This is a genomic window from Nonomuraea sp. NPDC050022 (genome assembly GCF_044460705.1).
Taxonomy (GTDB): Bacteria; Actinomycetota; Actinomycetes; order Streptosporangiales; family Streptosporangiaceae; genus Nonomuraea.
Map to the genome: position 1 here is coordinate 392,075 of NZ_JBITKE010000006.1, position 18,868 is coordinate 410,942.

Below are 18,868 nucleotides of genomic sequence, written 5' to 3' on the forward strand. Positions count from 1 at the left end.
GTCCGTTCAGATCGCTGAGCGGATCTTGCGGCGCAGCCGCGTCAGCGCCGTGGGCTTGGCCGTCAGCCCGAGCGTCTCCAGGCGCTTGCGCTTGAAGTAGCGCGGGTCGAAGTCGAAGTCCACCGGCCGCAGCTCCGGGTAGGTCTCGGCCTGCATGCAGTAACCCACGGCCCGTACCAGCTCCCGCAGGTAGCCGCGCGGCGCCGGCTCGATGGTGCCGTCCGCCGACATGCGGGGCAGCAGCGCGTCGACGATCGTGACGGGCATCCGGTTGCTGTTCTCGTACGGGGCCAGCCGCTCCAGCACCAGATCGGTCCCGTACGAGGCCACCGGCAGCCCGAAGTAGCGCCCGGCCGTGATCAGGCCGGTCGAGAAGCAGCCCACGACCAGCTCGGGCCGCAGCGCCGAGAAGCACACCTCGGCCGGGACGCTCTCCCCGGCGACCAGCAACCGCACGTCCAGCGGCTCGGCGGCGGCTCTGAGCAGCTGCGCGTGCCGGCGCCCGGCCGCCGGGTGCGGCTTGAACACGACGGTCGAGTAGCCCCGGGCGACCAGGCCGCGCAGCATCGTCTCGTGCAGCGCCGCCTCCTCCTCGGGCGTGACGATCTCCAGCGCGGACAGGTACTGCCCGAGGATCATCGCCTGCCCGGCCAGCATGTCCGGCGCGGTCGTCGCCACCTGCCGGACCACCGCCAGGAACGCCTCGTCCGGCAGGATCTGGGCCGGCACGCCGTACTCGCTGAGCAGGAGCGGCTCCAGTCCCGGCACGAGGTCCAGGTGCAGCAGGCGGGTGATGCGGCGGAAGATCTCGGCGGGCAGCGGGTCGCGGGTCGGGCCGTAGCTCATCAGGCCGTCGGAGTAGACGGTGATCGGGCAGTCGCGCACCAGCCCGGCGATCGTCCGGGCGGGCGGCACCGCGATCGACTCCAGCACCAGCTCGGCCGGGTCGTCGAGCCCCAGCTGGGCGCGGATCAGCCGCTCCATCATCGGTACCTCGATGACGCGGGCCTTCCAGTCCGACGGGTGCAGTGGCGCGATCAGGTCGTTCCACGAGTGGATCTCGTCGAAGCGGGAGCGCAGCACCGCGAAGCCCGGCGTCCGGTCGAGCGGGACGGTCACCTCGGGGATCGCCGCGTTGTTGGACACGATGAGGACCCGGCGTCCCTCGGCGAAGCGGCCCTCGTCGATCCCGGCCGCCAGCGACATCGCCCCGAACAGCGTCGAGGCGTAGAAGACGGTCGTCATGAGTCCTCCCGTTCGCGGCGCGGCCGCACGTGGGGGTTCGGGGGGAGGTCGGGCAGCAGCGTCCGCAGGGTGGCCTCGCGTTCCACGGACATCCGCGACACCACGTCCGCCACCAGGCCGGTGGGCAGCGTGCGCACCATCTCCGCGCCGCGCTCCTCGAACCGGGTGCGCAGTTGCGGGGTGAAGCGGTCGGCGATCTCCAGGTGGTGGGCGAGCAGCGCGCAGAAGTTCCGTACGGCCTTGGGCAGGAACTCCTCCTCGAGGTCCTTGAACACCAGCTCGAAGGCGTCGAAGAAGTGCAACTGCCGCTCGTCGCCCACCCGCGTGAGCGACCCCGACACCATCCGCCGGTAGAACACCCCGGCCAGGGAGACCACCGCGAACGAGGCCGCCTCCCTGTGCAGCCGCCAGATCCACGGCCGGTCCTCGGCGGTGTGCAGCGAGCCGGGGAAGTGCAGCAGGTCGTGCAGCGAGCGCCGGTAGATCCCGGCCCAGGCGTAGGGATAGTCGACCATGGTCCGCACGTTCGCGGGCAGGATCGCGTCCCGAGGGTTGAGCACCACGCCCCGCCGCGCCAGCGGAGCGCGGTGCACGACCCGCTTACGTTCCTCGACCTGTACGTGGTCGGCGCGGACGAAGTCACAGCCGAGCCCCTCGATGGCCTCGACGAGCCGGGCCAGGTAGCCGGGGGCGAGCCAGTCGTCGCCGTCCATGAACGTGACGTACCGGCCCGAGGCGGCCGCCAGCCCGGTGTTGCGCGCGTCGGCGAGCCCGACCGGCGCCGGATTGCGCAGGACGGACAGGCCGGGCAGGTCGGCGCGGAAGTCATCGGCGATGGCGCCGGTGGCGTCCACCGACCCGTCGTCCACGACGATGAACTCGAAGTCGCGCCGGGCGTTGCGGCAGAGCGAGGAGAGCGCGTCGGCGATGAAACGCTCGCCGTCACGCACGGGCACGATGACGGACAGAGTGGTCAAGATCGCGCTCAGACGGTGACGCGACGCAGGCGGGCCTTGGGGGCCTCCTCACCGGGGAAGACGCGCTTGACGCCGTCGCCCATCGCCTGCTCGATGATCCGGATGTCGCGCACCAGGTGCTCCAGACCCGACGGCTCCAGCGACGCGGCGTGGTCGGAGCCCCACATGGTCCGGTCGAGCGTGATGTGCCGCTCCACGCAGACCGCGCCGAGCGTCACCGCGGCCAGCGAGATCTGCAGGCCGCGCTCGTGCCCGGAGTAGCCGACGGGCACGCCGTAGCGCTCCTTGAGGGTGGTGATCGTGCGCAGGTTCGCCTCCTCCGGAGGGAGAGGGTAGGTGGAGGTGGCGTGCATCATGATCAGTTTGTCGGTGCCGAGGATCTCGACGGCCTGGTCGATCTCGGAGAGCGTGGACATGCCGGTCGACAGCATCAGCGGCTTGCCCGTCGCCGCGAGGGCGCGCAGCAGCTCGTGGTCGGCGACGCTGGCCGAGGCGATCTTGTGCGCCACGACGTCCATCTCTTCGAGGAAGTCGATGGAGGGCACGTCCCACGGCGAGGCGAACCAGTGCAGGCCGCGCTCGTCGCAGTACTTGGCGATCTGGCGATACTCGTCGTACCCGAACTCGGTCCGCTCCTTGTACTCCAGATAGGTCATCTCGCCCCAGGGCGTCTGCCTGATCTGCCCCTTCTGCGCCTCAGGCACGCAGATGGCCGGGGTGCGCTTCTGGAACTTCACCGCCTGGCAGCCCGCGTCGGCCGCCACGTCGATGAGCCGGCGGGCCAGGTCGAGGTCGCCGTTGTGGTTGATGCCGATCTCGCCGATGACGTAGACGGGCTCGCCGTCGCCGACCAGCACCTCGCCGACCGCCACCGGGCCGAACCTGGGCCGCTGCCTGACCTCGGGCGTGGGCTCCTCGGGCCGGGCCGCCACGACCCGGTCGCACAGCTCGCGTACGGCACCCTCGCCGCCCGGCTTGGACAGCACGACCCTGGCGGCCGCCCGGACCCGCGGGTGCGCGTCGGGCACCGCGATCGGCCAGCCCACCTCGGCCATCGGGCCCAGGTCGTTGACGTCGTTGCCCACGTAGGCGACGCGGGCCGGGTCGAGGCCCTCGATCGTCAGCCAGTCGCGCAGCACGACCCGCTTCTCGGCGATGCCCTGCAGCACGGGCACGCCCAGCTTGCGGGCGCGGGCGGCCACGACCGGGTTGTGCTCGGTCGACATGACCAGCACCTTCACCCCGGAGCGGCGCAGCAGCGCGATGCCCATCCCGTCGGAGCGGCTGACCAGCACCATCTCGCGGCCGTCGGAGTCGACGTAGGCGCGGTCGTCGGTGTGCACGCCGTCGAAGTCGGTGATGACCGCGTCGACGTCGATCGGCTCGGGCAGGTCCACGAACGGGGCCAGCGCGCGGGCCAGCTCCAGGTCCTCGGGGTCGTCGATCTCGATCGCGTGCCGCACGGGCACCGGCTGCACGGCGATGGTGCCGAAGAAGCGGTGGCCGTGCTCGCGCAGTCCGGAGGCGCGCATGACGTAGAACGCGCCGTTCTCGCGGAACTGCGGCTCACGGTCCTGCCTGCGCGGCCTGAAGGCGGGATCGTGGTTGATCCCGGCGCCGGCCGGGGTCCAGAGGAACTCGTGCGTCGGCAGGCCCGACACGACCGCGTCGGCCTCGCCGTCGAGCACCTTGCGCACGGCCGCCGACAGGTCCTCGGAGTCGATGAACGCGCTGGTGCACTGCACGAGCACGACCACTTCCGGATCCTCGCCGAGCGTGTCGAGCGCGTGCAGGACCGCCGACTCGCTGGAGGCGGTCGAGCCGCTCAGCTCTTCCGGACGGTTCACGACGAGCGCGCCCGCCTCCTTGGCGGCCTCGGCGATTCCCGCGTGGTCGGTGCTGACCACCACCCGGTCGATCAGCTCGCTGCGCAGCGCGGCGCGGACGGCTCGGGTGACCAGGGGGATACCACCGACCGGCGCGAGGTTCTTCAGGGGAACACCCGCAGAACCGCCGCGGGCGGGAACAACGGCCAGGACTCGCAACGTGACTCCTCAGTGCTTACGGATTGCATCCCGAAGCTAGAGGCACGGATTGAACGAGCAGCATCCCCTTTATTAACTTTCCGGGGGGATCCGGTAGAGCAACTCTGGACGGCCCACTCCTCCGTACTGTGGCATCCGTACCGCGACCCCCAGCTCCACCAGGTGTTCCAGGTATCTGCGTGCCGTCACCCGGGAGACGCCGGCCGCCGACCCCACAGCCTGCGCCGACATCCCCGCGGGGCGCCCGCGCAGCTCGGCGACGACCACGTCGAGGGTGTCGCGGGCCATGCCTTTCGGCAGCTCGGAGCGGCCGCGCAGGGTGTCGAGCACCCGGTCCACGTCGCCCTGCCCGACGATCTCGCCGGCCTCCTCCTTGAACCGGGCGTAGCGGGTCAGCTTCTCGTGAAGTGTCGAGAAGGTGAACGGCTTGAGGAGGTACTGGGAAATGCCCAGGGACACCGCCGAGCGCACCATGGCCAGATCGCGCGCGGAGGTGACCGCGATCACGTCGCACAGCAGCCCGCCCGCCCGTACGGCCCGGCAGACCTCAAGCCCTGGCATGTCGGGCAGGTACAGGTCGAGCAGGATGAGATCGACCGGCGTGCGCCGCAGGAACCGCAGCGCCTCCCCGCCCGAGCGCACCACGCCCGCCACCTCGAAGCCCGGCACCCGGGCCACGTAGATGCGGTTGGCCTCGGCGGTGATCTCCTCGTCCTCGACCACCAGCACCGAGATCATCGGACCGACTCCGGTACGGGCTCGGGCACGGGCAGCCGCACCGTGAACACCGAGCCTTCCACCTCGATCGACCCGCCCAGCCGCCGCACCGCCTGCCCGACCAGCGCGAGGCCCAGGCCGTGCCCGTCGCCCTTGGTGGTCCAGCCCTTCCGGAACGCGTCCGGCGCGATCAGGCCGGGACCGTCGTCGGCCACCCTGATGAGGAAGCCGTCCGGCCCGGACCGCAGCAGCACTTCGACCCGCGTCGCCGCGTCGATCGCGTTGTCGATGAGGTTGCCGACGATCGTGACGAGCTCCCCGGCGTCCAGGCCGAGATCGTCCAGCTCGCTGTCCTCGCTGATCACCAGCTCGCCGCCGCGTTCGGCCGCCTCCGCGCTCTTGCCCAGCAGCAGCGCGGCCAGGACCGGCTCGCGTACCGCGCCCATCACCCGGTCCGTCAGGTGCTGCGCCGCGCGCAGCTCCGCGGTGCCGAACGCCACGGCCTGCTCGGTACGGCCCAGCTCCACCAGCGTGATGACCGTGTGCAGCTTGTTGGCCGACTCGTGGGCGGCCGACCTGAGCGACTCGGCGAACCCGCGCTCGGCGTCCAGCTGCCCGGCCAGTGCCTGCAGCTCGGTGTGATCCCGCACGGTCACCACCGTGCCCAGCCTGCTGGCCGCGCCGTTGACGGCCAGCACCCGGTCGCCGACCAGGTGCACCCGCTCCTCCTGGCCCGCGTCCAGCACTTCCGACAGGCCCAGCTCGTCCAGGTGCCGCCCTTCGGCGTCGGCGGGCAGGCCGAGCAGCTGCCGGGCGGCGTCGTTGCAGAGCGTCAGCGTGCCGTCCTTGCCGACCAGCAGTAGTCCCTCGCGTACGGCGTGCAGCACCGCGTCGTGGTGCTCGTGGATGCGGCCCAGCTCGGCCGGGCCGAGCCCGTGGGTCTGCCTGCGCAGCCGGGCGGTCACCAGCCAGGTGCCGGCGGCACCGAGAGCGAGCACGACCAGCGCGATGAGCCCGGTCCAGAAGAGCAGGCCGCGCAGCCTGGCGCTCACTCTCTCGACCTTGATGCCCGCGCTGACCAGCGCCCGCACCGGGCCGGTCGCGCCGTTCGCGCGGACCGGGGCGACCGCCCGCACGGACGGGCCGAGCGTGCCGGTGTAGGTCTCCGTGAACGTCTGCCCGCGCAGGGCCTGGTCGATGTGGCCGAGGAAGCGTTTGCCGATCTCCGCCGGGTTGGGGTGGGTGTAGCGGGTGCCGTCGGGCTTCATGATGGTGACGAAGTCGACGCCCGTCTGGGCACGCACCTGCTCGGCGAACGGCTGTAGGCGGCTGCTCGGCGACGGAGCGTCGAGCGCGGCCCGCACGTCGGGCGAGGCCGCCACCGTGGTGGCCGCCGCCCTGGCCTGGGCCGCCGCCTCGGCCGTGACGAGGTTGCCGGCCAGCACGGAGACGAGCGTGGCGGCGCTCACCAGGGTGAGGACGACAACGAACAGTTGCAGGGCCAGCATCTGGCCGGCCAGGGTCCATCGGCTCATGGGAATCTCTTCAGTGTACGAAACTTACGCAATGGTGACCTGCGTCACCACAGAGCGCATATTCGCATGGTTAGCAGTCTCGTCCATACGACCGGAGACCGTCCCATGCGTCGTGATCGCACCCACCTTCTCTACATGGCCGTCATCGTGGCGGTGCTGCTAGGGATCCTGGTCGGATTCGTCTGGCCGGACGTCGGCAAGGAACTCAAGCCACTCGGCACCGCGTTCGTCAACCTCGTCAAGATGATGATCGGCCCGATCATCTTCTGCACGATCGTGCTCGGCGTCGGCTCGGTCAGCAAGGCGGCCAAGGTCGGCAAGGTCGGTGGCCTCACCATCGGCTACTTCACCATCATGTCCACCGTAGCCCTGATCATCGGACTCGTGGTCGGCAACTTCATCGACCCGGGCTCAGGGCTGCACCTCACCGACGCGGCCAAGCAGGCCGCGGAGGCGGAGGCGGCCAAGGGGGCCGCCGCCGGATCGACCGACTTCCTGCTCAGCATCATCCCGACCACCCTGGTGTCGGCGTTCACCGAGGGACAGACGCTGCAGACGCTGCTGGTCGCGCTCCTCGTCGGGTTCGCGCTGCTGGCCATGGGACCCAAGGCCGCGCCGATCCTGACGGCCGTCGAGCACATCCAGCGGCTGGTGTTCCGCATCCTCGCCATGATCATGTGGGCGGCGCCGATCGGCGCGTTCGGCGCCATCGCCGCGGTCGTCGGCGCCACCGGCCTGGACGCGCTCAAGGCCCTGGGCATCATCATGGTCGCCTTCTACACCACCTGCCTGCTGTTCGTCGGCCTCGTGCTCGGCCCGCTGCTGTGGATGGTGGCCAAGGTGGGCATGTGGCCGCTGTTCCGCTACCTGGGGCGTGAGTTCCTGCTGATCCTGTCCACGTCGTCGTCCGAGGCCGCGCTGCCCCGGCTGATCGCCAAGATGGAGCACCTCGGCGTGAGCCGTACGGTGGCCGGCATCACCGTGCCGACCGGTTACTCCTTCAACCTCGACGGCACCGCGATCTACCTGACCATGGCCACGCTGTTCGTCGCCTCGGCCACCGGAGCGCCGCTGTCGTTCGGTGAGCAGATCGCGCTGCTGCTGTTCATGATGATCGCCTCCAAGGGCGCGGCGGGCGTGACCGGAGCGGGCCTGGCCACGCTGGCCGGTGCTCTCCAGTCGCACCGGCCGGCGCTGGTCGACGGTGTCGGCCTCATCGTCGGCATCGACCGGTTCATGTCCGAGGCCCGCGCCCTGACGAACTTCGCCGGCAACGCGGTCGGCACCATCCTCGTCGCCACCTGGACGGGGGATTTCGACAAGGAACGAGCCGCCGAGGTGCTCGCCGGCAACGCGCCGTTCGACGAGTCGACGCTGCTGGACGAGGACGAGCGGCCCGAGCCGCCCGCGGCGGACGACGAGCGACGGGAGATGTCGCCGGTCTGAGCCGTTGGCCGCCGCAAGCTCTGATCCGTCGTCAGATGGGTCAGAGCTTGCGGCCGATGCCCGCGTAGCCCATCCGCGCCATCTCATCGTCGAGGAAGATCGTCTCCTGGGGGTCGTTGAACGGCCAGCCGACCTCCGGCCCCAGGCCGCTGGCCAGCCCCGGCGGGATCAGCTCGAAGTCACCGAAGAACCGGGCGATCTCCGTGCCGGGGCGCGGGCAGAACGGTGAGTTGGCCTTCTGGTAGAACTCGACGATCTTGGCCACCTGCTCCGGCACGACGTCGTTGCCGACATGGGAGATGGCCAGGTAGCTGCCCGGCGCCAGCGCGTCCCGGTAGGCGGCCACGAACTCCTGCGGCCGGTCCTCATCGGGCACCAGGTGCAGGAAGAACATCATGAGCACCGCGACCGGCTGGTCGAAGTCCAGCAGCGACAGCACCTCGGGATGCTGGAGGAGTTTCTCCGGCTCGCGGCCGTCGCCCAGCACCATGGCGACCTTCTTCGGGTCGGCCAGCAGGGCGCGGCCGTGCGCGGCCACCACGGGGTCGTTGTCGACGTAGACGATGCGCGCGTCCGGCGCGAACCGGTGGGCGACCTCGTGCACGTTCTCCGCGGCCGGGAGGCCGGAGCCGAGATCGAGGAACTGGGTGATGCCCTGACGGCACAGGTATTCGACCACTCGCCCGATGAACTTGCGGTTCTGCCTCGTGCCCTCTCTGACCTCGGGGAGGACGCTCATCACCAGTTCGGCGAGATCCCGGTCGGCCTTGAAGTTGTCCTTGCCACCAAGAAAGTAGTCGTACATCCGCGACGCGTTAGGGATGTGCGGGTCCACACCTTGCGGCGCTTGTTCCGTCATGTGCCCATGATCTCGGACAAACGACCAGTAAATCCACCGTTTCATGTCACAAGGTGACCAACGGGAGGTGGATCATGTCACACGGCAGGCAGCCTCAGGACGAAGCGGGCGCCGCCGCAGTACTCCTCGACGTGGATCTCGCCGCGATGCGCCACCGCCACGTCGCGCGCGATGGCCAGGCCCAGGCCGGTGCCGCCGGAGTCGCGGCTGCGGGCCGCGTCCAGGCGGGTGAAGCGCTCGAAGATGGACTCGCGGTCGGCCCGCGCGATCTCCACGCCGTCGTTCTCCACGGCCAGTACGGCCATGTCCCCGTCTCTGGTGACCGCCACCTTGATGATGCTCTCGGCATGCCGCTGGGCGTTGTCCAGCAGGTTCGTCAGCACCCGGGCCAGCTGCAGGCGTACCCCCTCCACCACGACGCCCTCCTCCAGCATCAGCTTGACGGGCAGCCGGTCGTTGCGGGCCGACAGCTCGTCGCGGACCAGGACGGCGAGATCCACCCGCTCCTTCACCACGTCCACGCGGGAGCCGATCCTGGCCAGCAGCAGCAGGTCGGTGATGATCGCTTCGAGCCGGTCGGTGTCACGCAGCGCGCTGTCCACCAGCGCGATGAAGTCGGTGTCCTCGGGGTAGAGCTGGGCGCTCTCCAGCTGCGCGCGCAGCCCGGCGATGGGGGTACGCAGCTCGTGCGAGGCGTCGGAGGCGAACCGGCGCTGCTGGTACGCCGAGCGCTCCAGGCGGGCCAGCGTGCCGTTGACGGACCTGGCGAGCTGGGCGACCTCGTCCTTGCCCGGCGGCTGGGTCACCCGGCTGCTCAGGTCGCTGGCGTTGACCGCGTCGAGTTCGGCCCGCATCGCGCCCACCGGCCGCAGCGCCCGGCCCATGACCAGCCAGGTCGTCCAGGTGGCCAGCGCGATGAGCACGAGGACCTGGGTGAGCACGACGGCCTCCAGGATCCTCGTGTCCAGCAGGCCAGGGGTGGTGCGCCCGGCGTACACGACGTTCGAGGCCGGGGACGGCGACGCGCGGACGGCCGTCAGGTGGACGCACTGCCTCGGCAGGCAGTTCGTGGTGCTGATGACCCGGTTGTCCGCGGTGGGCCAGACGTCGCTCAGCGGCGGCAGGTTGCGGGCCGCGTCGCTCGTCGCCACCACCTGACCGCTCGGGGTGACGACCTGGATCAGGTCGACGGAGGGGTCGGTCAGCGGCATCGTCGCGCCCAGCGGGAGGTCGCCCACGCGCCACTCGGCCGCCACCTGTTCGGCGGTGTTCCTGGTCTGGTGCCACACGTTCGCCTCGACCACGGACTTGGCCACGACGATGGTGCCGGTCCCCACGGGAATCAGCACAGCGGTAGCTACGGCGGCCGCCACCAGCGTGATGCGGCCGCGGAGAGAACTCGCCCATAGGCGTGACATTAAATCGAGGCTACTAACGACATTTACCCCGATATGTCGGACAAGGGGAAAGTTTGTCCCATTGTCCGACAGTCTCGCGTCAGTGCTGGAGCCACACCGTGGTGTCGGGCGGCAGGGTGCCATCGGCGGTGAGCGGTCCGCTCGACAGTAGCACCTCGCCGGTCACCTCCACCGGCTCGTCACTGGTGTTCAGCATGACGACCAGGCCGGGTGAGCGCTCGATGGCCAGCACGTCCTTGGGCGAGTCGAGCCAGGTCAGCGTGCCGCCGCCGAGTGCCGGGTGGGCCTTGCGCAGGCGCAGCGCGGCCCGGTAGAGGTTCAGCGTGGAGCCGGGGTCGTCGTGCTGGGCCTCCACCGACAGCGCCGCCCAGGAGGCGGGGATCGGCAGCCACGGGTCCCGCCAGCCGAGGCCGGGGGCGGTGGTCCACGGGATGGGCACCCGGCAGCCGTCGCGGCTCTCGCCGCTGCGCAGGAACGCCGGGTCCTGCCGCAGCTCGTCGGGCAGGTCGAGCACCTCGGGCAGGCCGAGCTCCTCGCCGTTGTAGAGGTAGGCCGAGCCGGGCAGCGCCAGCATCAGCAGCGTGGCCGCCTTGGCCCTGGCCAGGCCGCCGTGGCGGGTGACGTGCCGGGGCTTGTCATGGTTGGACAGCACCCAGGTGGTCGGCGCGCCCACCAGCTCCGCCTCGGCCAGCGCCTTCTCGATGACCGCGCGGAAGGACTTGGCGTGGAAGTCGGCCAGCAGGAAGTCGAAGTTGAACGCCTGGTGCAGCTCGTCGGGGCCGACGTAGCGGGCCAGCCGCTCGGGCGAGGACACCCACGCCTCGGCGACGGCCATCCGCCCGCCGGGGTAGGAGTCGAGGATCGGCCGCCACTCGCGGTAGATCTCGTGCACGCCGTCCTGGTCGAAGTACGGCACCCGCTCGTCGCCGAGCATCTCGGCCTGACGGCCCTCCTTCGGCCCCACGTCGGGCAGCCCGGCGGCCTTGACCATGCCGTGCGCCACGTCGACGCGGAAGCCGTCCACCCCGCGCTCCAGCCAGAACCGCAGGATGTCGCGGAACTCGGCCCGCACCTCCGGGTTGTCCCAGTTGAGGTCGGGCTGCTCGGGCGCGAACAGGTGCAGGTACCACTGCCCGTCGGCCACCTGTGTCCAGGCGGGGCCGCCGAAGATGGACTCCCAGTCGTTGGGCTGGTCCCGGAAGATGTAGCGGTCGCGCAGACCTGCCTGGAACCACGGGTGCCGGTCGGAGGAGTGGTTCGGCACCAGGTCCACGATCACCCTGATGTCCCGCTCGTGCGCGTCGGCGATCAGCCCGTCGAGGTCGGCCAGCGTGCCGAACATCGGGTCCACGTCGCGGTAGTCGGCCACGTCGTAGCCGCCGTCGGCCATCGGCGAGGTGTAGAAGGGGCTCAGCCAGATGGCGTCCACGCCCAGCTCGGCGAGGTAGTCCAGGCGTTCGCGCACGCCCGGCAGGTCTCCCATGCCGTCGCCGTTCGCGTCGGCGAAGCTGCGTGGGTAGACCTGGTACACGACGGCGTCCCGCCACCAGTCGTCGTTGCCGAACATGGGGGTCCTTCCGGGGATTGTCCGTGATGTCTGGTGCAGGATGGCCTGCATGGTTCAGTGGGGTCAAGTGTAAGTTGCGGAAAGTTGCAGATGGGCCCCCACTTCTCCGTCGCGTTCGGTTGGCGAGGTCAAGGGAGTATCCAGCGGGTCTGGATCGGGTAACGCTCTTTCGCAAGTTCTTCCAAATTTTGCAAAGAGTCGCTAACGTCCCGGAAACATAAGCCGCGAAAGCGGTCAATTGCTCCCTCCGTGACCTCAGGAGGTCCCATGCGCAAGCGAGCCCTGGGTGTGGCCGCTCTCACGTCCCTGGCATTAGCCGCCACGGCCTGCGGCGGTTCTCAGCCCGGCACCCCCTCCGCCGCCCCCAGCGGTTCCGCCGCCGCCTCCTCCTCGGCCCCCGCCGACAAGGGCAGCGGCAAGCTGGTGATCTGGGCCGACCCCAACCGGGTCAAGGCGCTCAAGCCCTTCGCCGAGCAGTTCGGCACCGAGAACGGCGTGACCGTCGAGGTGAAGGAGATCAGCAAGGACAACCAGCAGACCTTCCTCACCGCCTCCCAGCAGGGCAGCGGCCCGGACATCATGGTCGGCGCGCACGACTGGATCGGCAACCTGGTGCAGAACGGCGCCATCGACCCGGTCAACCTCACCGACGCGCAGAAGGCGGCCTTCCCGGAGATCGCCATCAAGGCGGTCACCTTCGACGGGCAGGTGATGGCCGCGCCGTACGCGGTGGAGAACATCGCGCTGATCCGCAACACCAAGCTCGCCCCCGATGCCCCCGCGACGCTCGAGGACATGGTCAAGAAGGGCAAGGAGCTCAAGGCGGCGGGCAAGGTCAAAGAGGTGCTCTGCCTGCCGGTGGCGCAGAAGGGCGACGCCTTCCACGTCTACCCGATCTTCGCGGCGGGCGGCGGCTCGCTGTTCGGCACCACCGCCTCCGGCGACCCGGACCCGAAGAAGGTGCTGCTCGGCTCGCCCGACTCGGTCAAGGCGTTCGGCAAGCTGAAGGAGCTGGGGGAGAAGGGTGACGGCGCGCTCAAGACGTCCATCACCAACGAGAACTACGTCGCCAGCTTCGCCGGCGGCAAGTGCGCGTTCCTGATCTCCGGCCCCTGGGCCATGGGCGATGTGAAGAAGGGCGGCATCAGCTACGACATCACGCCCGTCCCGTCGTTCAAGGACGGCAAGCCCGCCACCCCGTTCGTCGGCGTCCAGTCGTTCTTCGTGGCCTCCAAGGGCAAGAGCAAGACCCTGGCGCAGGAGTTCGTCGCCAACTATGTGACCAACAAGGACGTGGCCAAGGCCCTGTACGCGGCCGACCCGCGGCCCCCGGCGCTGACCGAGGCGCTGCAGGAGGTCGGCGCGAGCGACCCCGACGCGGGCAAGTTCATGGACGCGGGCAAGAACGGTATGCCGATGCCGGCCATCCCCGAGATGCAGGCTGTCTGGGAGCCGTTCGGCATCGCCGAGGCGGCGGTGGTCAAGGGCGGCGACGCGGCCAAGGCCGCCGAGGCCGCGCAGAAGGCCATCGACAGCTCGCTCAAGAACTGACGTCATGTCCCTGGACGTGCGTGCGGCCGCGGGATCCCATGCTCCCCCGCGGCCTCGCCGCGAGATCACCACGGCGTTCCTGGTCAGCAGGGTCGTGGTGCTCGCGGTGGCGGCGGCGCTCCTGGTGTACGCGGCGCCGCCCCTGGTCGCCGCCGGGTCGTGGCCCGCCCTGGTGGTCCTCGGCCTGGCCACCGCGGTCATCGCCTACCTCTACCTGACCCGCCGCTTCATCCCGGCCAAGTACCTGCTCCCCGGCACGATCTTCCTGATCGCCTTCCAGGTGTTCCCGGTCCTCTACACCGTCAGCACGGCGTTCACGAACTTCGGCGACGGTCACCGCGGCGACAAGCGGGCCGCCATCACGGCGATCGAGACCGGCTCCGTCCGGCAGGCGCCCGGCTCGCCCGAGTACAGCCTGACCACGGCGCTGAAGGGCGACCGGCTGGTCTTCCTCCTCGTGGACCCGAAGACCAAGCAGGTCCAGGCGGGCGACCCGGCCGGGCTCGCGCCGGTGACCGGTGCCGAGGTGGGCATTACCGGCAAGGTGCTGCGGGCGCCCGGCTTCACCGTGCTGACGGCACCGCAGGCGGCGGCCAGGGCACAGCAGATCGCGGCGCTGGCCGTACCGACCCGTGGCGGCCTGATCAAGGCGAACGGCCTGAGCCGCGCGGTCGAGGGACGCTCGGCGCTGGTCTACGACGCGCGCTGCGACTGCGTCCAGGGCGAGGGCGACCGGTGGAAGGCCGACGAGGGGCAGGGCTACTTCGTCAACGCCTCGGGCGCGCACCTCGCGCAGGGCTGGCAGGTGAGCGTCGGCTTCGCGAACTTCACCCGTGTCCTGACGAATCCCACGATCTCCGGATATTTCATCGGGGTCTTCGGGTGGAACGTGGTGTTCGCGCTGGCCTCCGTGGTGGCCACGTTCGCGCTCGGGATGGCGGTGGCGCTGGCGCTGCACCATCCGCGCATGCGCGGCACCCGCTTCTACCGGATCGCGCTGATCCTGCCGTACGCGATGCCCGCCTTCGCGATGCTGCTGGTCTGGCGGGACATGTTCAACCGCGACTTCGGGCTGGTCAACCAGCTGTTCGGGCTGGACGTCGACTGGATGGGGCAGCCGTCCACCGCCAGGTTCGCGGTGATCCTGGTCAACCTCTGGCTGGGCTTTCCGTACATGTTCCTGGTGACCACGGGCGCGCTGCAGGCGATCCCGCGCGAGCTGACCGAGGCGGCCTCCATCGACGGGGCGACGCCGTGGCAGGGCTTCCGCAAGGTGACGCTGCCGCTGCTGCTGGTGGCGCTGACGCCGCTGCTGATCTCGTCGTTCGCCTACAACTTCAACAACTTCAACGCGATCGCGCTCACCAGCGAGGGCGGCCCGTTCCCGGCGGAGAGCCCGCAGGTGGGGGCCACCGACCTGCTGATCACCTACACCTTCCGGCTGGCGTTCGGCACCTACGGCGCCCAGTTCGGCTTCGCCGCCTCGATCTCGGTGTTCATCTTCGCGATCGTGGCGATCATCTCCGCGGTGGCCTTCCGCCGGACCCGCAGACAGGAGGAGGTCTACGCATGAGACTCGCGCTGCGGCACGTGTTCGTGCTGGTGGTGTGCGCGTTCGCGGTCTTCCCGATCCTGTTCGTGGTCTCCGCCGCGATCAACCCGCTGGGCACGCTGGCCTCCACCGACCTGCTGCCCACCGGGGCCAGCCTCGGGAACTTCGCCGACCTGTTCACCTCCGACCGGTATCCGTTCGCCAGGTGGTTCATCAACTCGGTGTTCGTCGCGCTGACGTCGTCGTTCGCCAGTCTGCTGCTGTCGATGTTCGCCGCCTACGCCTTCAGCCGGATGCGCTTCCGGGGGCGCCGGGTCGGGCTGCTGGCGCTGCTGCTCATCCAGATGTTCCCGCAGTTCCTGGCCATCGTGACGATCTTCATGATCTTCACCAAGGTGACCGAGCTCTACCCCGCGTTCGGGTTCAACACCGTGTGGGGGCTCATGCTGCTCTACCTGGGCGGCGCGCTGGGCGTCAACACGTGGCTGATGAAGGGCTTCCTCGACACCGTCCCCAAGGAGCTCGACGAGGCGGCCACGGTCGACGGCGCCACGCACGCGCAGATCTTCTGGCGGGTCATCATGCCGCTGGTCACGCCGATCCTCGCGGTCACCGCGCTGCTGGCCTTCATCGGCACGATGAGCGAGTTCATCATGGCCAACGTCTTCCTGCGCGATCCGGAGAGCAAGACGCTGGCCGTGGGCATGTACGGGATGATCGCGGGGGACCAGCGCAACGCCAACTTCGGCATGTTCGCCGCGGCCACGCTGCTCACCGCCGTCCCCACGGTCGGCGTGTTCCTGTGGTTGCAGAAGTACATCGTCTCCGGGCTCACCGCCGGTGCCGTCAAGGGATAGGTCTCATTGCGCTTCCTCGGCGAGCCGCATCACGACGGCTCCGCTCTGTACGTCTCCACCCAGGCGCCGGCGCCCGGCTCGACGGTGACGGTCCGGCTGCGGGCGCCGCTGTCGGCCGGGATCACCGGTGTGCACGTCCGTACGGTCCGGGACGGCGAACCCCGCTTCACCGCCGCCTCGCCCGACACGCCCGGCGCCGTCGGTGGCTACGGCGAGACGGACGTCTGGTGGCGCGCGGACCTCGTCGCCGCCAACCCGGTCACCCCCTACCGCTTCCTCCTGCACACCGAGGGCGGCCAGGCGTGGCTGACCGCGGCCGGGCTCGTCACGCACGACGTCACCGACGTCACCGACTTCCGGCTGGTCAGCCACGAGACGCCGCCCCCGTGGCTCGCCGAGGCGATCGTCTACCAGATCTTCCCTGACCGTTTCGCCAGGTCCAGGCCGATGCGGGAGCTGCCGGACTGGGCGCTGCCGCGCGACTGGGACCGCGACCCGGTCATCCCCTCGGGCCCCGGCACGTCCCAGCAGTTCTACGGCGGCGACCTCGACGGCATCGTGGAGCGTCTTGACCACGTCCAGGCGCTCGGCGCGGACACCGTCTACCTGACGCCGATCTTCCCGGCCCGCTCCAACCACCGCTACGACGCCGCCGACTTCGACCGCGTCGACCCGCTGCTCGGCGGCGACGAGGCGCTGCACCGGCTCGCCGACGCGCTGCACGCGCGCGGCATGCGGCTGATCGGCGACATCACCACCAACCACTGCGGCCGGACGCACCCCTGGTTCACCGCCGCGATGTCCGACGTGAGCGCGCCCGAGCGGGAGATGTTCTACTTCGACCCCGCCACCGGCGACTACGAGTCCTGGTACGGGGTCAAGTCGCTGCCCAAGCTCAACTGGGGCGGCGACCTGGTACGGGCCCGGATCCCGGCCGTACTGAAGAAGTGGCTGGGCCCGCTCGACGGCTGGCGCGTCGACGTCGCGAACATGACCGGCCGGCACGGCCGCGACGACCACAACCACGAGATCGCCGCCCTGCTGCGCCGCGCGATCGGGCCAGGCGCGGCGCTCATCGCCGAGCACTGCCATGACGCCTCGCCCGACCTGGACCGCGACGGCTGGCACGGCACGATGAACTACGGCGGCTTCACCCGGCCGGTGTGGGCCTGGCTGCGCTCGCCCGACCTGGAGCTGGCGAACTTCCTCGGCGTGCCCGGCGGGGTGCCGTCGCGTGACGGGCTCCAGACGTACGCGACGTTCCGCACATTCGCCTCCCACCTGTCGTGGCGCTCGCAGGTGCACTCATGGCAACTGCTCGACTCGCACGACTCGCCGCGCATCCGCACCGTGACCGGCTCGGCGGAGCGTCACCTCGTCGCGCTCGGGCTGCAGGCCACGCTGCCGGGCACGCCGATGGTGTTCGCGGGCAGCGAGTACGGGCTGACGGGGGTGAACGGCGAGCACGCGCGTACCCCCATGCCCTGGGACCGGCCCGCCGACCAGGACCTCGCGACGCTGGCCGCCTACCGGGAGCTGCTCGGCCTGCGCCGGGCCGAGCCCGCGCTGCGCCACGGCGGGCTGCGGTGGCTGCACGCCGACGCCGACTGCCTGGTCTTTCTCCGGGAGGCCGCCGAGGAGTCGCTGCTGGTGTGCGCGCGCAGGGCACCGGGCCAGGCCATTCCCCTTCCCATGCGGGCGGCAGGGGTTTATAACGCTTCTGACACCGATGTGTTGCCGGGTGATGGCCCTTCGCTGCGTGTCTGGCGCCTCGCGCGGTGACGCGCTAGCGTGGGCGGCCCCCCATCGTTCAGATTTAAACTTGATAGTGGTGTGTTCGCATGAGGTTGCTCTCCGTGGCCGTCATCGCCTCGCTCGCGCCCGCCCTCCCGGCCTCGGCTCTGGCCCGCGCGGGCACCACCTACTACGTCGATTCGCGGACGGGCGACGACTCGGCTGCCGGGACCAGCGCCACCAAACCCTGGAAATCACTCGAGAAGATCGGCGCCGCCGACCTCAAACCCGGCGACGCGGTCAGCGTCAAACGCGGCAGCAAATGGACGGGCACCCTCACCCTGACCGCCAAAGGCACGGCGGCCAAACCCATCGTCATCCAGCCGTACGGGACCGGCCCCATGGCGAAGATCTCCGGCATGGACGGCAACTGCGTCGTCGTGACCGGCAACCACTGGCGCATCAGTGGCCTGCGCGCCTCCGGCTGCCAATGGGCGGGGTTCGAGCTGAGCGGCGACGGCAACGAGCTCGTCGGCGTACGGGCCGACCGCAACATCGCCGGAGTGCTGGTCACCCCCACCGGCTCCCGCAACGTCATCAGGGACAGCACGCTGACCTCCAACGCCCGGATGAGCGTGAACGACTCCGAGCCCGACAACGACTCCGGGGCGTTCGGCATCCTGCTGAACGGCGACGACAACACGGTGACGGGCAACACCATCACCGGCAGCTACGCGCCGAGCAACGACTACGGCTTCGACGGGGCGGCGGTCGAGATCTTCGACGGCGACCGCAACCTGATCACGCACAACACCGCCCGCGACAACGAGACGTTCACCGAGCTCGGCGCCCGCAAGGGGAAGACGGCCGTCGGGAACGTGTTCGCCTTCAACGTGGTCACCTCCTCGCGCAAGCATGGATCGTTCCTGATCACCCGTGGCCCCCAGCACATCGTCGGCCCGGTGACCGGGACGATCGCGGTGCACAACTCGGTCTACCTGCCCGCGCGGGCGACGATCGGCTGGTCCTGCCACGGCGGGTGCTCGCCGTCGATACTCAAGCTGCGCAACAACGCGATCTCGGTCGGCGGTGAGGCCGGGTACGAGGACGGGAAGGGCGCCGACGACGCGGGCGGCGTTTACAAGGGGCGGAAGTACGCCTTCAAGCTGGGGCCCAAGTCGGTGAAGGCGGACCCCCGCTTCGTCTCCCGTACGGACCTCCACCTGCGGCCCGGCTCGCCGGCGCTGGGCCGGGGCGTCCGGCTCGGTGCCGCGTGGTTCGGCCGGGCGTCGGGCGGCACGGACATCGCGGCCCTGCCCGCCGCCCCGAACGCCGGCGCCTACCAGCGCTGAACCTCCCTGTATT

14 protein-coding genes are annotated in these 18,868 nt (G+C 70.2%); 6 read left to right on the top strand and 8 right to left on the bottom strand.

The features are described from left to right. Positions 1–6: 6 nt before the first annotated feature. From ACIBO2_RS27650 to ACIBO2_RS27670, 5 genes are all read right to left on the bottom strand, one after another. Positions 7–1,245, bottom strand: coding sequence for an alpha-2,8-polysialyltransferase family protein (locus ACIBO2_RS27650; RefSeq protein WP_358550649.1), 1,239 nt, complete (start codon positions 1,243–1,245; stop codon positions 7–9). Continuing rightward, entirely contained in the window at positions 1,242–2,222 is a 981-nt protein-coding gene (locus ACIBO2_RS27655) for a glycosyltransferase family 2 protein (protein ID WP_397300427.1), read from the bottom strand. The genes ACIBO2_RS27650 and ACIBO2_RS27655 overlap by 4 nt, the downstream gene beginning before the upstream one ends. Before the next feature lie 8 nt (positions 2,223–2,230). Beyond that, complete coding sequence (locus tag ACIBO2_RS27660; protein ID WP_397300430.1) at positions 2,231–4,267, bottom strand: N-acetylneuraminate synthase family protein; 2,037 nt, start codon at positions 4,265–4,267, stop codon at positions 2,231–2,233. A gap of 72 nt (positions 4,268–4,339) precedes the next feature. Further along, entirely contained in the window at positions 4,340–5,005 is a 666-nt protein-coding gene (locus tag ACIBO2_RS27665) for a response regulator (RefSeq protein WP_397300433.1), read from the bottom strand. Then, entirely contained in the window at positions 5,002–6,519 is a 1,518-nt protein-coding gene (locus tag ACIBO2_RS27670; protein ID WP_358550657.1) for a sensor histidine kinase, read from the bottom strand. Before ACIBO2_RS27670 ends, ACIBO2_RS27665 begins: the two co-directional genes overlap by 4 nt. Before the next feature lie 105 nt (positions 6,520–6,624). Here ACIBO2_RS27670 and ACIBO2_RS27675 point away from each other — a divergent pair, with 105 nt between their 5' ends. Continuing rightward, the gene (locus ACIBO2_RS27675; RefSeq protein ID WP_358550659.1) at positions 6,625–7,965 is read left to right on the top strand and encodes a cation:dicarboxylate symporter family transporter; all 1,341 of its coding nucleotides are present in this window, start codon (positions 6,625–6,627) and stop codon (positions 7,963–7,965) included. Positions 7,966–8,005: 40 nt separating this feature from the next. Here the strand turns inward: ACIBO2_RS27675 and ACIBO2_RS27680 are convergent, their stop codons facing one another. The 3 genes from ACIBO2_RS27680 to ACIBO2_RS27690 form a co-directional block, all read right to left on the bottom strand. Beyond that, a complete protein-coding gene (locus tag ACIBO2_RS27680) occupies positions 8,006–8,824 on the bottom strand; it encodes an SAM-dependent methyltransferase (RefSeq protein ID WP_358550661.1) in 819 nt (272 codons plus the stop codon). Between the two features lie 77 nt (positions 8,825–8,901). Beyond that, on the bottom strand, positions 8,902–10,242 hold the full coding sequence (locus ACIBO2_RS27685) for a HAMP domain-containing sensor histidine kinase (protein WP_358550663.1): 1,341 nt from the start codon (positions 10,240–10,242) through the stop codon (positions 8,902–8,904). 79 nt (positions 10,243–10,321) lie between these two features. Further along, a complete protein-coding gene (locus ACIBO2_RS27690) occupies positions 10,322–11,809 on the bottom strand; it encodes a glycoside hydrolase family 13 protein (RefSeq protein WP_397300437.1) in 1,488 nt (495 codons plus the stop codon). A 267-nt stretch (positions 11,810–12,076) separates the two neighbouring features. Between ACIBO2_RS27690 and ACIBO2_RS27695 the strand changes: the two genes are divergently transcribed. The 5 genes from ACIBO2_RS27695 to ACIBO2_RS27715 are packed head-to-tail and all read left to right on the top strand — an operon-like array spanning position 12,077 to position 18,855. Then, the gene (locus ACIBO2_RS27695; protein ID WP_358550667.1) at positions 12,077–13,360 is read left to right on the top strand and encodes a maltose ABC transporter substrate-binding protein; all 1,284 of its coding nucleotides are present in this window, start codon (positions 12,077–12,079) and stop codon (positions 13,358–13,360) included. A gap of 4 nt (positions 13,361–13,364) precedes the next feature. Beyond that, complete coding sequence (locus ACIBO2_RS27700; RefSeq protein WP_397300441.1) at positions 13,365–14,933, top strand: ABC transporter permease subunit; 1,569 nt, start codon at positions 13,365–13,367, stop codon at positions 14,931–14,933. Beyond that, complete coding sequence (locus ACIBO2_RS27705; protein ID WP_358184781.1) at positions 14,930–15,769, top strand: sugar ABC transporter permease; 840 nt, start codon at positions 14,930–14,932, stop codon at positions 15,767–15,769. Before ACIBO2_RS27700 ends, ACIBO2_RS27705 begins: the two co-directional genes overlap by 4 nt. Positions 15,770–15,775: 6 nt before the next feature. Continuing rightward, complete coding sequence (locus ACIBO2_RS27710; RefSeq protein WP_397300444.1) at positions 15,776–17,551, top strand: glycoside hydrolase family 13 protein; 1,776 nt, start codon at positions 15,776–15,778, stop codon at positions 17,549–17,551. Between the two features lie 59 nt (positions 17,552–17,610). Next, entirely contained in the window at positions 17,611–18,855 is a 1,245-nt protein-coding gene (locus ACIBO2_RS27715) for a right-handed parallel beta-helix repeat-containing protein (RefSeq protein WP_397300447.1), read from the top strand. Positions 18,856–18,868 lie beyond the last annotated feature (13 nt).